Origin of the sequence: Streptomyces sp. NPDC002730 (assembly GCF_042888805.1) — a bacterium.
Lineage (GTDB): Bacteria > Actinomycetota > Actinomycetes > Streptomycetales > Streptomycetaceae > Streptomyces.
In genome coordinates this window covers 243,277-257,438 of the sequence record NZ_JBIAQG010000006.1, presented here as the reverse complement: position 1 = coordinate 257,438, position 14,162 = coordinate 243,277, and the positions used below count along the sequence as shown (strand labels likewise).

12 protein-coding genes are annotated in these 14,162 nt (G+C 70.1%); 10 read left to right on the top strand and 2 right to left on the bottom strand.

All coding sequences use genetic code 11. From position 1 onward, the window contains the following. Nucleotides 1-148 precede the first annotated feature (148 nt). From ACFYXH_RS17445 to ACFYXH_RS17430, 4 genes are all read left to right on the top strand, one after another. Nucleotides 149-1,087: a PAC2 family protein gene (locus tag ACFYXH_RS17445; RefSeq protein WP_389563380.1), complete on the top strand. Its 939-nt coding sequence runs from the start codon at nt 149-151 to the stop codon at nt 1,085-1,087. Nucleotides 1,088-1,110: 23 nt separating this feature from the next. Further along, nucleotides 1,111-1,725 (top strand): dephospho-CoA kinase, encoded by a 615-nt coding sequence (gene coaE / locus ACFYXH_RS17440; protein ID WP_389563379.1) that lies wholly within the window; start codon nt 1,111-1,113, stop codon nt 1,723-1,725. Between the two features lie 177 nt (nt 1,726-1,902). Then, nucleotides 1,903-2,271, top strand: a complete 369-nt coding sequence (locus tag ACFYXH_RS17435) for a tetratricopeptide repeat protein (RefSeq protein WP_326649229.1) — start codon at nt 1,903-1,905, stop codon at nt 2,269-2,271. Between the two features lie 133 nt (nt 2,272-2,404). Then, nucleotides 2,405-3,031, top strand: coding sequence for a hypothetical protein (locus ACFYXH_RS17430; RefSeq protein ID WP_389563378.1), 627 nt, complete (start codon nt 2,405-2,407; stop codon nt 3,029-3,031). On the opposite strand, the gene ACFYXH_RS17425 is transcribed toward ACFYXH_RS17430, so the two are convergent. Continuing rightward, a complete protein-coding gene (locus ACFYXH_RS17425) occupies nt 3,025-3,306 on the bottom strand; it encodes a DUF6343 family protein (RefSeq protein WP_327322915.1) in 282 nt (93 codons plus the stop codon). The two genes, ACFYXH_RS17430 and ACFYXH_RS17425, sit on opposite strands and share 7 nt — an antisense overlap. Before the next feature lie 112 nt (nt 3,307-3,418). On the opposite strand from ACFYXH_RS17425, the gene ACFYXH_RS17420 reads away from it, so the two are divergent. The 6 genes from ACFYXH_RS17420 to ACFYXH_RS17395 all read left to right on the top strand — a co-directional run bounded on the left by ACFYXH_RS17420 (nt 3,419) and on the right by ACFYXH_RS17395 (nt 11,972). Continuing rightward, nucleotides 3,419-4,411, top strand: coding sequence for an acyltransferase domain-containing protein (locus ACFYXH_RS17420; protein WP_389563376.1), 993 nt, complete (start codon nt 3,419-3,421; stop codon nt 4,409-4,411). A 152-nt stretch (nt 4,412-4,563) separates the two neighbouring features. Then, nucleotides 4,564-5,013 carry a DoxX family protein gene (locus tag ACFYXH_RS17415; protein WP_389563374.1) on the top strand — a complete coding sequence of 150 codons (450 nt, stop codon included), beginning with the start codon at nt 4,564-4,566 and terminating at the stop codon, nt 5,011-5,013. A 144-nt stretch (nt 5,014-5,157) separates the two neighbouring features. After that, a complete protein-coding gene (locus ACFYXH_RS17410; protein WP_389563373.1) occupies nt 5,158-6,093 on the top strand; it encodes an SPFH domain-containing protein in 936 nt (311 codons plus the stop codon). A gap of 152 nt (nt 6,094-6,245) precedes the next feature. Then, nucleotides 6,246-7,739: a carboxylesterase/lipase family protein gene (locus ACFYXH_RS17405; protein ID WP_389563371.1), complete on the top strand. Its 1,494-nt coding sequence runs from the start codon at nt 6,246-6,248 to the stop codon at nt 7,737-7,739. 148 nt (nt 7,740-7,887) lie between these two features. Next, the gene (locus tag ACFYXH_RS17400) at nt 7,888-10,719 is read left to right on the top strand and encodes a DEAD/DEAH box helicase (RefSeq protein WP_389563369.1); all 2,832 of its coding nucleotides are present in this window, start codon (nt 7,888-7,890) and stop codon (nt 10,717-10,719) included. Beyond that, nucleotides 10,716-11,972, top strand: coding sequence for an SWIM zinc finger family protein (locus tag ACFYXH_RS17395; RefSeq protein WP_389563367.1), 1,257 nt, complete (start codon nt 10,716-10,718; stop codon nt 11,970-11,972). Before ACFYXH_RS17400 ends, ACFYXH_RS17395 begins: the two co-directional genes overlap by 4 nt. Before the next feature lie 201 nt (nt 11,973-12,173). Here the strand turns inward: ACFYXH_RS17395 and ACFYXH_RS17390 are convergent, their stop codons facing one another. Then, nucleotides 12,174-14,096 carry a DNA/RNA helicase domain-containing protein gene (locus ACFYXH_RS17390; protein WP_389563365.1) on the bottom strand — a complete coding sequence of 641 codons (1,923 nt, stop codon included), beginning with the start codon at nt 14,094-14,096 and terminating at the stop codon, nt 12,174-12,176. Nucleotides 14,097-14,162: the final 66 nt, after the last annotated feature.

Sequence of the window (14,162 nt, the reverse complement as noted above, 5' to 3'; positions counted from 1 at the left end):
GCTATGGCCATGTCAAGGTCTGGACCAGTTCGGTGTGAACCTGCTGCCGTGAACTGGGCTTCCCCTCAGAGGTGTTCATCGTGTGAGGCGGGAATGCCCGTACGTCACCACGCGTTCTTCTCTACGGACACGAGGAGGAGCGGTAACCGTGCTTGATCCGCAGGATTTGTACGAATGGGAGCCGAAGGGCCTCGCGGTCGTCGACATGGCGCTCGCGCAGGACTCGGGCGGCCTGGTCATGCTGTACCACTTCGACGGATACATCGACGCGGGTGAGACCGGCGAGCAGATCGTCGACAACCTCCTCGACACGCTTCCCCACCAGATCGTGGCCCGCTTCGACCACGACAGGCTCGTGGACTACCGGGCCCGCCGCCCGCTGCTGACCTTCCGGCGCGACCGCTGGAGCGGCTACGAGACCCCGACACTCGAGGTCCGGCTCGTCCAGGACGCCACAGGCGCGCCGTTCCTGCTGCTGTCGGGACCCGAGCCGGATGTGGAGTGGGAGCGCTTCGCCGCCGCCGTCGCGCAGATCGTCGAGCGGCTCGGAGTGCGCCTCTCGGTCAACTTTCACGGCATCCCGATGGGCGTCCCGCACACCCGCCCCGTCGGGCTCACCCCGCACGGCAACCGCACGGACCTCATGCCGGGCCACCGCAGCCCCTTCGACGAGGCGCAGGTGCCGGGCAGTGCGGAGTCGCTGATCGAGTACCGCCTGATGGAGTCCGGACACGACGTTCTGGGCGTTGCCGCGCATGTGCCGCACTATGTCGCCCGTTCCTCGTACCCGGACGCCGCGCTGACCGCCCTGGAGGCGATCACGGCCGCGACGGGCCTGGTCCTGCCGGGCGTTGCCCACTCTCTGCGTACCGAGGCGCATCGCACCCAGACCGAGATAGAGCGGCAGATCGGCGAGGGCGACGAGGAATTGGTGGCGCTGGTGCAGGGACTTGAGCACCAGTACGACGCCGTGGCGGGTGCCGAGACCAGGGGCAGTCTGGTCGCCGAGCCGGTGGACCTGCCGTCCGCCGACGAGATCGGCCTCGAATTCGAACGCTTCCTCGCGGAGCGGGAGGGTGACGCGTAGAGCGCTCGCGTAGGCTGCGGCTCATGCTGAAGGTGGGCCTGACCGGCGGAATCGGAGCCGGCAAGAGCGAAGTCTCCCGTCTGCTCGTCTCGTACGGAGCGGTGCTGATCGACGCCGACAAGATCGCTCGCGAGGTCGTCGAGCCCGGAACGCCCGGGCTCGCTGCCGTCGTCGAAGCCTTCGGCCCCGACATCCTGGCTGCCGACGGCACCCTGGACCGGCCGAGGCTCGGCTCGATCGTCTTCTCCGACCCCGACCGCCTGGCGGCGCTCAACGCGATCGTCCATCCGCTGGTCGGAGCGCGCTCGATGGAGCTGGAGGGCACGGCTGGGCCCGACGCGGTCGTGATCCATGACGTACCGCTGCTCACCGAGAACAATCTGGCGACGCTGTACGACCTGGTGATCGTGGTGGACGCATCGCCCGAGACCCAGCTGGACCGGCTCGTACGGCTGCGCGGGATGGCCGAGTCCGAGGCGCGTGCGCGGATGGCCGCGCAGGCCACGAGGGAGCAGCGGCGGGCCATCGCGGATCTGGTCATCGACAACGACGGGCCGCTGGAACAGCTGGAGCCGCAGGTGCGGAAGGTCTGGGCGGAGCTGACCCAGCGGGCAGCCGCGGAGTCCGGCTCCCGTTAGGCATCCGCCGATCGTGGCGCCCGTTCGTGCCGCAGGGTGTCGTGTCGGTTTCGGGGAGCAGCGTGCACTCCGATTCGGCTGTCCGGCCGCCCGGCTGAGCTGTTGGTTTGTCTTCTGTTCGGAATATGGCTGCCGGACCCGGTGTTGGAACCGTCCAACTGAGGGAAGGATGCGACCGTGCCCAAGAGCAACCCGGATACGCACGTAATCGACTACCGCGCGGCCGAGCATCTGCTGGCGGCGAGGGATCCGCGCGGGGCCGTGAAGCTGCTGGACTCGGTGATCGCGGCCCACCCGGAGAACACCGCGGCGCGGCTGCTGCGGGCTCGCGCCTTCTTCGCCGCGGCCCAACTGCGTCCGGCCGAGCTCGAGTTCGAGCTGGTCCTGGAGCGCGAGCCGGACAATGCCTTCGCGCACTTCGCACTCGCCCGCACCTTCGAGCGGGCCGGCCGCCCGGAGCAGGCGAAGCGTCACTTCCGCCTGGCGGCGGCGCTGGACCCGAAGCCGGAGTATCTGAAGGCTGCGCGCTTCGACGCGGAGGCGTGAGGAAGCCCGGCGGAAGCCCGATGGAGGCCCGGCGGAGGTCCGACGGAGGCCTGGGGAAGGCCGTTTCGCTCCGTTGTCAGACCCACCCCGTAACGTCGTAGTTCCACGGTGGAGACGGGGGAAGGGTACTGCCATGGGGATCACTTCCGCGTGGTCGATCACCGCGCACGAGGACGACGTCATCGCGAGCCTGGTGCCGCGGGTCCAGCCGCTGATCGAGCGGCACCGGGAGTCGCCGGAGGCGCAGCGGGCCTGGCAGGCATGGTGTGCCGATCCGCTGCCCGATCACGGGAGTTGGCGCGACCTGCCGTTGGGGAGCGAGCAGGGCGAGGCCGTCAATGCCTTCCTGCGGCTGACGTCGGAGATCCCCCTGAACGATCTGCACTGCTGCGACGACTGCGGATTCCACCTCTATGACATATGGGAGGCGTTCGCCGAGGCAGTGCCTCCGTACATCGCCGTCTTCACCAAGGACTACGCCCTCAGCGCGCCGTTCCACGCGATAGGTCCCCGGCGGGCCGCGCAGCTGCCGGGGTGGTGCGGGGACTTCCTGCTGACCTCGGACGAGGTCCGGCGGACGCTGCCGACGGTCGAGGAAGCCCTCACCTTCACCCCGCAGGAGCGGGTCGCGGCCGAGGACCAGGTCTGGCTCGACTACCACGAGGGCGAGGAGCCCGTCCTGGACGGCCCCTTGCGAGCCTGGCGGCAGGCCGCATCCACTGGGCTTGGGCTGTTCGGGTCCAACGTCCACATCTACTGACCGGGTCTGGGCCGGCGGCCGCCGTGGTCCGGTTCGTACGGCGGTATGTCGCGACCCGGCTGGTAGTGCGGACCCTGGTGGATATGGCGCAGAACCATGGCGAGATCGACCGTGACGATCAGCAGCAGCGCTCCGCAGGCCGCCGCCCAGCCGGGGCGGCCGGCCAGCGTGAAGGCCGCTGTGCCCGCAGCGGCCCAGATCAGGCCCCATACAGTCAGCCAGAGCCGCAACCGCAGGGGACTGCGTGCAGTTGTCGGTTCACTCCCAGTGCGCATGACATTCGCATCTCCTACTCCAGGATGCACCAGTATCAGGTCAGTGTTCGGTCCGTATCCGTCCCCCTTCCATCCGGTCCCATCTCCGAGTCCGACGTCAAGGAGCTGAGAAGTGGACAAGCAGCCCATGGCAGAGCACGGCAGTCCGCCGGGCCAGGATCCGCGGCGGTCCGGGGAGGGGCCACTGGTGCCGAACGTGCTGGTGGAGCTGCCGGACGCGGACGGCCTGGCCGAGGCACTGCTGGATCTGGCAGTACCGCACGAGGACATCAATGAACTCCTCGCCCTGCGGGGCCGGATGATGTCGGACCCCGGGCTGCGCCGGCTCCTGGAGTTGGGCGTGCGGGAGCTGGTCCAGGACATGGGAAAGATCGGCGGTGGCGGGGAACTGCCGCGGCTGCCCGAGAAGTCAGGGGCAGTCGGCCGCTGGCTCCCGGTGTACGTCTTTGTCGCCGCGCTCCCTTACGTACGGGCGTACCACCGGGAGCAGTCCGTCCCGGACGACGTCTCCCGCCGTACGCTCGCCGACCTCGGGCGCAATATCGCCGTTCACCGACGGCGGCGCGGCACGGGCGGGCTGTTGATACCTGGCTGGATCGGGCTGCACTTCCGGGGCGAGATCTACCAGTTGGGGCGGCTGCAGTTCCAGCGTTCCCGGCTCGGCGGCCGTACCGGTGAAGCCGTGCGGGCGGCCGGGCTGCCGTTCGGGCCAGGCGACCTCGCCCTGAATGTGCATATCCCGGACTTCCTCGGGCCGATCCCGCCCGAGGTGTGCGACCGATCCCTCGCGAGAGCCCGGGAGTTCTTCGCCCGCCACTTCCCCGAAGAGCCTTACCGCGTGGCCACCTGCCACTCCTGGCTGCTCGACCCCCAGCTCGCCGAGTATCTGCCGAAGGACTCCAACATCGTCCGCTTCCAGGACCGCTTCCGGACCGCGTACGAGGAGAAGGAAGCCGACGACGGCGCTCCGGTTGCGTTCGTGTTCGGCGATCCCGAGCTGCCGCTGGACGCCCTGCCGCGCCGAACGGGCGTGGAGCGCGCCGTCGGCGACCATCTGCGAGCAGGCCGCCACTGGTACGGCGGGCACGGTTGGTTCGCGATATGAGCCCTCGAAGCCGGGTCCGGGCGCGGCCCAAGGCGCCGGACACGCGCAGTTGAAGATTTTGAAGTTGGGGCCCGGGTAAGCGATGAGTCCTGGGCCCCCTCCCGGTCTACCTCTCCGAAAGCACTACGGAACGCTTACCGGAGGAGACCACAATGTCCGCAGCAACCGGCGCCACCACCTCGAACACCGCCGCCGCCACCGCTACCGGAACGACGCTGAGCCGCCGCTCGCACCTCGCGGTGCGCACGCTCCAGATCGTGCTCGCGGTGTTCATGGCGATCCCGAGCGCCGGGCCCAAGCTTGTCGCCCACTCCTCCGCGACGGAGGCTTTCGACAAGATCGGCTTCGGCGACTGGTTCATGTATCTGACGGGCGGCCTGGAGCTGGCCGGTGCGATCGCGCTGGTGATCCCGATCCTCTCCGGTCTTTCGGCGCTCGCCTTCATGGGTCTGATGATCGGCGCCTTCATCACGCAGATGACTGTGTTCGACGGTCAGTACGCGATCACGCCCGTCATCCTCTTCGTCGTCTTCGGCGGGATCGCCTGGGTGCGGCGCAATTACACGGCCGAGCTCGTTGCCCTCGTGCGCAAGCGCCTCTAGAAGCCGCCCGTGGGCCGCACCCGCACCGGGGTGCGGCCTTCCTGCTGAGGTGGGGCGGTAGGGGCGGGTGAGAGCTCGACCGAGGGGGTATACCGGGCATACCGTGGTAATTAACATCCGGCTCGGACGGTAGGGGGTGCCCTGATGGTCGAGGAGCTGGTGGCAGCGGGCGCGGCGGCCGCGTCCGCTTGTGTGCTGTACGCGATGGCGGGCGCGAGGGTGGTCAAGCAGTACGAGCGGGGCGTGGTCTTCCGCCTCGGCCGGCTGCGTGACGACGTCAGGGCCCCGGGCTTCACCATGATCGTCCCCTTCATCGACCGGCTGCGTAAGGTCAATATGCAGATCGTGACGATGCCGGTGCCCGCGCAGGACGGCATCACGCGGGACAACGTGACGGTCAGGGTCGACGCCGTGATCTATTTCAAGGTCGTGGACGCCCCCGATGCCATTGTCCAGGTCGAGGACTACCGCTTCGCGGTCTCGCAGATGGCGCAGACATCACTGCGGTCGATCATCGGAAAGAGCGATCTGGATGATCTGCTCTCCAACCGTGAAAAGCTCAACCAGGGACTGGAGTTGATGATCGACAGTCCGGCGATCGGCTGGGGTGTGCAGATCGACCGGGTCGAGATCAAGGACGTGTCCCTGCCCGAGGCGATGAAGCGGTCGATGGCGCGCCAGGCCGAGGCGGACCGTGAGCGCCGGGCCCGGGTCATCAACGCCGACGCCGAGCTCCAGGCCTCCAAGAAGCTCGCCGAGGCCGCCAAGGAGATGTCCCAGCAGCCGGCTGCCCTTCAGTTGAGGCTGCTGCAGACTGTCGTCGCCGTCGCGGCCGAGAAGAACTCCACCCTGGTGCTGCCGTTCCCGGTGGAGCTGCTGCGCTTCCTGGAACGGGCCCAGCAGCCCGCGCAGTCGCCGTCCGAGCCGCAGCAGGCCTTGCCGTCGCATCCCGCGCAGCCGGAGTCGCAGCCCGAGTCACCGTCGCAGGAAAGTCGGCCGGTGGAGACGCCGCCGGTTCAGCCGGTGCAGTCGGTCCAGCCCGTGCCGCCGTTGCCGCCCGCGGTGCCGCCCGCCGCATAGGCCCCTGCCGCATAAGCCCTGCCGCGTAAGCTCCGCCGCCTGTGCCCCGCCGCATCGGCCGCGCTGCCGGGTGAGCGCGGGCCCGGCCGGGTAGGAAACGTCCCGGCGTCCCTGACGACCGGACGCCTGCCTCGGCCGAAGGAGCCTGATTCGTGACGCATGGTGAACCGGTGTGCACGACCCGTCAGGGTGCGGTCCGCGGCCGTCTCAACGGCTCGGGAGTATCGGCCTTCCTGGGCATTCCGTACGCCGCAGCTCATCCTTTCGCGCCGCCGGTGGGGCCCGAGCCCTGGCAGGGCGTACGAGACGCGTCGGCGTACGGTCCGACCGCGCCCAAAGTCCCGTACGCACCGCCCTTCGACGCCCTCATCCCCGAGGACTCGATCCCCGGAGGCGACGGTGAGCACGGCAAGGACGGTGAGCAGGACAGGGACTTCCTCAATCTGAACGTCTGGACGCCCTCGCCGGGTCCGGGCAGTCGGCTGCCGGTGCTGGTGTGGCTGCACGGCGGCGCGTTCGCGAACGGCTCCGGGTCGGCCTCGGCGTACAACGGCAGTGCGTTCGCGCGCGACGGCGTGGTGTGCGTGACGCTCAACTACCGCCTGGGCGCGGAGGGTTTCCTGCATCTGGACGGCGTACCGGACAACCGCGGGCTGCTCGACCAGATAGCCGCTCTGGAGTGGGTACAGGACAACATCGAGGCCTTCGGCGGCGATCCGGACCGGGTGACCGTGTTCGGTGAGTCGGCAGGGGCGATGAGCATCGGCGTACTGCTGACGATGGCGCGGTCGCACGGCCTGTTCCGCCGGGCGATCCTGCAGAGCGGCGCCGCTCACCACTTCCTGCGACCGGAGTCGGCCCGGCTGATCACGGCCAGGCTGGCGGAGAAGCTGGCCGTCGCCGACCCCACGCATGAGGCTTTCGCCGCTTTACCGCCACCCGAACTCCTTCGTGCGCAGGCGGAGTTGAGAGCCGAGATCGGCGCGCGTCCCGACCCGGCGCTGTGGGGTGAGGCGGCGCTCAACATGATGCCCTTCGAGCCGGTGACCGACGGCCTGCGGCTGCCGGCGCCGGAGTGCGGTGTCGAGCTGCTCGTGGGCAGCAACCGCGAGGAGTACCGGCTGTTTCTGGTGCCGACGGAGCGCCTGGACGTGCTGTCCGAGCGGAAGCTGCGGGCGACGGCGGCGGCCTACGGCCTGGATCCGGACAAGGCCCTTCCGGTCTACCGCGAGACCCGGCCGGATGCGGTGCCCGGAGAGATCTTCGACGCGGTGGCGACCGACTGGTTCTACCGGATTCCGGCGATAAGGCTGGCCGAGGCGGTGCCCGGCTCGTACATGTACGAGTTCGCCCGGCGCTCGCCGCGCTTCGACGGCCGGCTGGGGGCGTGCCACGGCTCCGAGCTGGCGTTCGTCTTCGACAACCTCCACGATCCGGCGTACGCGCCGATGATCGGCGACGGGCCGCGGCAGGAGGTCGCGGACGCGATGCATGGAGCGTGGGTGGCGTTCGCGACGACGGGGGACCCGGGCTGGGCTCCGTACGACGCCGCCGGATCGCGTACGACGATGGTCTTCGACGAGGAATCGGGGCCGGTGGCGGACCCGCGGGCACAGGAGCGGGCGCTCTGGGACGGGGTGCGCTGAGGGCGTATCCGCCGAGGCGTCTGCCGAGGTGCCTGCTGAGGTGCCTGCCGAGCCGTCCCGGCCGGCTGTCGGAGCCCATTGTCAGACCTCACCCGTAAGGTCGTAGATCCAGTACTTCGGTACGTGATCGGCAGAGGGAGGTGACCCGATGACGTCCGACATGCGGCAGCTGCTGCACACCTGCGCTGCGGTCTTTGTGCCGGCCGCGCTGCCGCGCGAGGGGCGGGTCGCTTTCTGGGACCCGGACGGCGACCGGCTCCGGGACGCGAGCGGCGAGCTCACGGTCGTACGCCGGCACGGCATCGGCGTCCGCAGCCGCACGGTCCCCGCCGTGCTGCTGCCGGTCGCCGAAGCCGTACCGCTGCTGACCCGGGCCCGTCGGAACCCGGCCGCGCACCCCGCCGCGGCCTGCTGGGGCGCTGCCGCGCTGCACGCGGTCCATCTGGTGGCGCGCGGCAGGCTGCTGCCCGGCCTGACCGCGACCGACCATGACGCATGGCGGGCGGGGCCGCTGGACGCCGACGACATCGCCCAGCTGCGGGCGATCGCAGCCGCCATGCCGTACGAGGCGCATGCCGTTCCCGTCGGTGAGCAGCGGCCGTTGCGGCTGCCGGAGCCCGAGGCGCTGGTGCGGTCGTTCTTCGACGCGGTGGCCGACACCCTGCCGCGTACGCCTGCCGCGCCGTATGCAACGGGAGCGCCGTTCGCGGCCCTTTCCGCGCAGCATCTGCCCGCCGCGCGGGAGTGGGCGGCGGAGGCCGCGGCGGGCATGGACGCGGGAGTGCGGGTCTCGCTCCGCCTCGACCTGTCCGCGTTCGAGCTCTTCGACATCGCCGAGGAGGACGGCGCGGAGCGCAATGCCGGCGCGGCCCTCGTCCAGGTGCACAGCCTCGCCGACCCGACGCTCGTCATCGACGCGACCCGGCTGTGGGCGGGCGACGGCGACGAGGACTTCGGGCCGCGCGCCAGGATCGACGCGGTGCTGGCGCTGCGCCGCGCGGCCCGGGTCTGGCCGCCACTTGCCCGGCTGCTGGAACGGGACGTGCCCGATGTGCTCCCGCTGACCGAGGACGAGCTGTACGAACTGCTGGGACCGGGCGCGGCACGCCTGGCCGCGGCCGGGGTAGCGGTGCACTGGCCGAAGGAGCTGGCGCGTACGCTCTCGGCCGCCGCGGTCGTACGGTCCGCGCCCGGCTCGGCGACGGACGGCACACCGTTCTTCGACAGCGAGGAACTGCTCAAATTCAACTGGCAGTTGGCGCTGGACGGCGATCCGCTGACCGAGCGGGAGATGGACGCGCTGGCCGAGTCGCACCGTCCGATCGTGCGGTTGCGGGACCAGTGGGTGGTCGTCGACCCCGGTCTCGTACGGAAGGCGCGCAAACGGGAGTTGGGGCTGCTCGAGCCGGTCGACGCGCTGGCCGTGGCGCTGACCGGCACGGCGGAGGTGGACGGCGAGACGGTGGAGGCGGTGCCGACGGGCGCGCTGGCGGCACTGCGCGACCGGCTCACCGCGGCCTCCGCACCTGTCGCGCCTCCGGCGGGCCTTGCCGCCACACTCCGCGACTACCAGCTGCGGGGCCTGGCCTGGCTGGACCTGATGACCTCGCTCGGGCTCGGCGGCTGCCTCGCGGACGACATGGGCCTCGGCAAGACGGTCACGTTGATCGCCCTCCACCTCCACCGTGCCCGGACGGCCCCGACGCTGGTCGTCTGCCCCGCCTCACTGCTCGGCAACTGGCAGCGGGAGATCAACCGCTTCGCACCCGGCGTACCGGTGCGCCGCTTCCACGGCGCCGACCGCACACTGCCCGAGCTCGACGGCGGCTTCGTCCTCACCACGTACGGCACGATGCGGACGAGCGCGGACCGGCTGGCCGCGCACACCTGGGGGATGGTCGTCGCCGACGAGGCGCAGCACGTCAAGAACCCGTTCTCGGCGACGGCCAAAGCCCTGCGCACCATCCCGGCCCCGGCCCGCGTCGCTCTGACCGGCACCCCCGTCGAGAACAACCTCTCCGAGCTGTGGGCGCTGCTGGACTGGACGACTCCCGGACTGCTCGGCCCGCTCAAGGCCTTCCGATCCCGGCACGCGCGCCTCGTCGAGAACGGTGAGGACGACGACGCGGTCGAGCGGCTGTCCCGGCTCGTCCGCCCTTTCCTCCTGCGCCGCAAGAAGTCCGATCCGGGCATCGTGCCCGAACTGCCGCCGAAGACGGAGTCCGACCATCCCGTCGCGCTCACCCGCGAGCAGGCGTCCCTCTACGAAGCCGTCGTACGGGAGACGATGGCGGCGATCGAGGGCGCGGAGGGCATCGCGCGCCGTGGTCTGGTGATGAAGCTGCTCACCGGGCTGAAGCAGATCTGCAACCATCCCGCGCAGTTTTTGAAAGAGCACAGCCTGAAGGAGCACGGCGCTGCGACAGGCGTCGGCACCGTCCGGCTGGCGGGCCGCTCCGGCAAACTGGCTCTCCTCGACGAACTGGTGGAGACGATCCTCTCCGAGGACGGCTCGGTCCTGATCTTCACCCAGTACGTCTCCATGGCCCGCATCCTCGCGGCGCACCTCACGTCCCTGGCGATCCCGTCCCAGCTCCTGCACGGCGGCACCCCCGTGGCCGAGCGCGAGCGCATGGTGGACCGCTTCCAGTCCGGCGAGATCCCGGTCTTCATCCTCTCCCTCAAGGCCGCCGGCACCGGTCTGAATCTGACCCGGGCCGGCCATGTCATCCACTTCGACCGCTGGTGGAACCCTGCCGTGGAGGAGCAGGCGACGGACCGGGCGTACCGCATCGGTCAGACACAGCCGGTGCAGGTCCACCGACTGATCGCAGAGGGCACGGTGGAGGACCGCATCGCCGAAATGCTGGCGTCCAAGCGGGCGTTGGCGGACGCGGTCCTCGGCTCCGGAGAGGCGGCCCTGACCGAACTGACCGACCGTGAGCTGGCCGACCTCGTCTCCCTGCGGAGGCCCTCATGACCCCGCGCTCCCAACCCGCCCGCCCCCGCCACGACGACCGCCGCCGTACGTTCCCCGCCCTGGAGCCCCTCACCGGCGAGGAGTTCGCGTCCAGCTGGTGGGGCAACACCTGGGTGGAGGCGCTGGAGGACTCGGCCCTGGACCGAGCCCGCCTCGTCCGGGGCCGTGCGTACGCGGGCCGCGGCCATGTCGACGCGATCACGGTCACGCCGGGCCGGGTCGTGGCGTACGTCCACGGCAGCAGACCGCGCCCGTACCGTACGGAGATCCGCCTGCGTACCCTCTCCGACGGCGAGTGGGACGACTTCCTGGCCGCCGCGGCGGCCCGACCCGACCACATCGCGGCCCTGCTCGACAAGGACGTGCCGCACGCGCTGGCGACCGTGGCGGACCTCCTGCCCACGCCGGGCGACCTGATCCCCGACTGCTCCTGCCCGGACGACGGTTACCCCTGCAAGCACGCGGCGGCGCTCTGCTACCAGACGGCCCGGCTGCTGGACGAGGACCCGTTCGTGCTGTTCCTGATGCGCGGCATGGGCGAACGCGAAATCCTCGCCTCACTCGCTCATCGCAACGCGGCCCGCTCGGCCGCCGAGCGCACCACCGCGGCCGCCGGCACTGCCGTTCCGACGGTCCCGGCCCGCGAGGCTCTGGCCCCTCGCTCGCTACCGGCCCTTCCGCCCCCGTTCCCGGCTCCGGCCCATCCGGGCCGTCCACCGTCCTATCCCCACTCGCCCGGCGCGCCCGACCCGCTCGCCCTGGATCTCCTCGCCACCGAGGCGGCCGCCCGCGCTCACACCCTTCTCACCACCGGCGCGGACCCCACCGCGGAGCTGACGGAATGGCAGGACGCGGTCCGCCTGGCCGCCGCCCACCCCGGCTCGGGCCTGACCGCCTCCACCCGCGCCCTCTACCGCGATCTGGCAGCCGCCACCGATCACACTCCGACCGACCTGGCCCGCGCGGTGGCGGCCTGGCGTCAGGGAGGGCTCGAAGCCCTCGCCGTACTCGAAGAACCCTGGGACCCGCCCGCCGGCCCCTTCGACCGCGCCCGCCCGGCCCTGATCGCCGCAGACTTCCCGCACTTCCGGCCCTGGCGCAACCACCTCTCCACCCGCACGCTGCAGCTCCGCTTCGGCCGCAACGGCCTCTGGTACGGCTATGAATCGGACGCGGACCGCGAGGACTGGTGGCCCCGGGGCACTCCGGACACCGACCCGGTCGGCGTGCTCGCCGCGCTGCTCGGCAGATGACGGACTGAGCGACCGGGCTGCCTGCTCAGGACCTGGATTCAGCCGAAGGGGGCCCGTGGCTCGCGCGGCTCAGCCGATCCCGGAGCCGTCGGCGCCGACCTGGACTGCCCGTGCCGAGCTGGTCGACGCCCGGCAGCCCGCGGGGCCACTCAGAAGCAGGTGGGCAGCTCGCCCTCCGACCAGAGGGACAGGGGCATGCCATTACGGAACTCCACTGCTCGTACGGCGAGCTGTACGAGTTGCGCCGCGTAGGTCGCCGACTGGCCTCGCGCCGTAGACGAGCTCGCGCAACTTTCTCCGGGTCTCCGCGTCCGTGGAGTAGATCACGGTTCCGACCATGCCGCGGGTGAGTAGCACCTTGTACGTGTTGCGGATAAGCCGGTCCACGTCCTCAGCGGGCGTCGCCTTCTTGAAAACCGGGTCTTTGGACGCCGAACGATCAACGACCCATCGGTCAGCCCGCCAGACCAGATCGGGTCCGAGTATGACCCCGCTCCAGTCGTACTCGAAGCCCTGGGCTGTGTAGACGCAGCCGACCTGGCCGAACCCGGCAGGGTCCGTGGCCCACAGGGCAGAGGGCGGTGCACCCATCACCGACCGCTCGCCCTTCAGGTTCCACGGCCGTGCCCAGTCGCCGATCTCCACATCCGCGGGCAACGGCTCGCCGGGCTTCGCGTCCGACCACCTCCAGCAGTACCCGGCAGACATCCGAGCTCCGTACCCCCGCCCCTGGTGCGACTGGAGAGCGGCTTCCAACTCCTCTGGTGAGTCCACGACTTCGAGTTCCATCCGGTCGTCCGGCTCCCATCCCACCGGACCGCCGTCCTCCAAACCCAACAGCCCCACCACCCACCGCAGATACGCGTCGCTGCCACCACACCGGAACTGACTGTCCAGCGGTACCACCCGGCACTCCAGTCCCTTGGCCGCCGCTGCGGCCTTGATCTCATGGACCGTCCCCATCTCTCCGGGCCGCACCACCTGGTGCTCGTCCAGGAGAAAGACTGGCACGCGGGCGGCGTCCAACAGTTCTTCGATCTGGGGCTTGCCGGTCCGAGCGGTGGCCGACGTCCATCGATTCGCGGAGGTTTCGCGGATACGGTGCGCCTCGTCGCAGATCAGCACATCCAGGCCATTGCGGGTGGCTGTCATGAAGCTGTTGAAGTACTTGAAGAGGTCGCGGACTTCGGGCTTACGGGCGCCCGCGACCTTCCGCATCGTCTTGGTGAACGACTGTGATCCAGTCGCGTGCAGGGCAGGAGTGCCTTGCCGGTACAACTCGCCGAGCAGCGACAGTGCGATCACGCTCTTGCCCGTACCCGGCCCGCCGGTGACCACGACGACCTCTTTGTGGTCCGACTCGTGAGCTTTCCGGACAGCCCGCAACACCATCTCGTACGCGATACGTTGCTCATCCAGCAACACGAACTGCTCGCGCTCGCGTACCTCCTGCGCCGCCACACTCATCAGCTGCTTGGACGGCCGCACCTTCCCTGCGAGCAGAGCATCGGCTGCGTCGGCACCGGAAACCGGAGCCAGTTTCGACTGCAGATACTCAAGGAACTCGCCCCGCCGCTCGGCAGAGAACAGCCGTCCACGCTCACTCTGCTCCACCTCGTACAGGCCGCCGATGCCGAACTCGGTCGCATTGTGCAGATACGCGACTCCGGAAATGCGCTCTGGATGCTCCGCCAGAGCCCCGTTGAACGCCACCAGATAGTCGCAGTAACCCCGCACCTGCTCGATCGGGTTCAGTACGGGCCGCGTGTACGCGTCCACCCGGCACAGCAGCGGATCGCCGTCATCCGGGTGCGCCTCGCTCCACTGCTTGAGCTCCACAACGACGTACGACGGCTCCTGCGTACGCGGATGCGTGCCGGCCAGCACCACATCCGCCCGCTTGCTGGTCAGCGGCAGCCCGTACTCGAGCAGCATCTCCACCTGGCCGAGCCCGGCGTCGAGCAGCGCACCGGTCAGCGCGGGAATGCTCCGCTCCCAGGACCGCACCTCGGAAGCACCCGGCCGATAGCCGTGTGCATGCACGAACTGCTCGGTCAAATGCAGGGCCAGCGACCCTTCGAGATGGCGGGCGGCGACCGCAGCGGCGGAGTCGCGGAACAGCAAGGAATGCCCCCAGGCAGCACGAAGTAGCTCGTGCGGGTGGGGGCATGTCCTGAAGCGGAAGCCCGT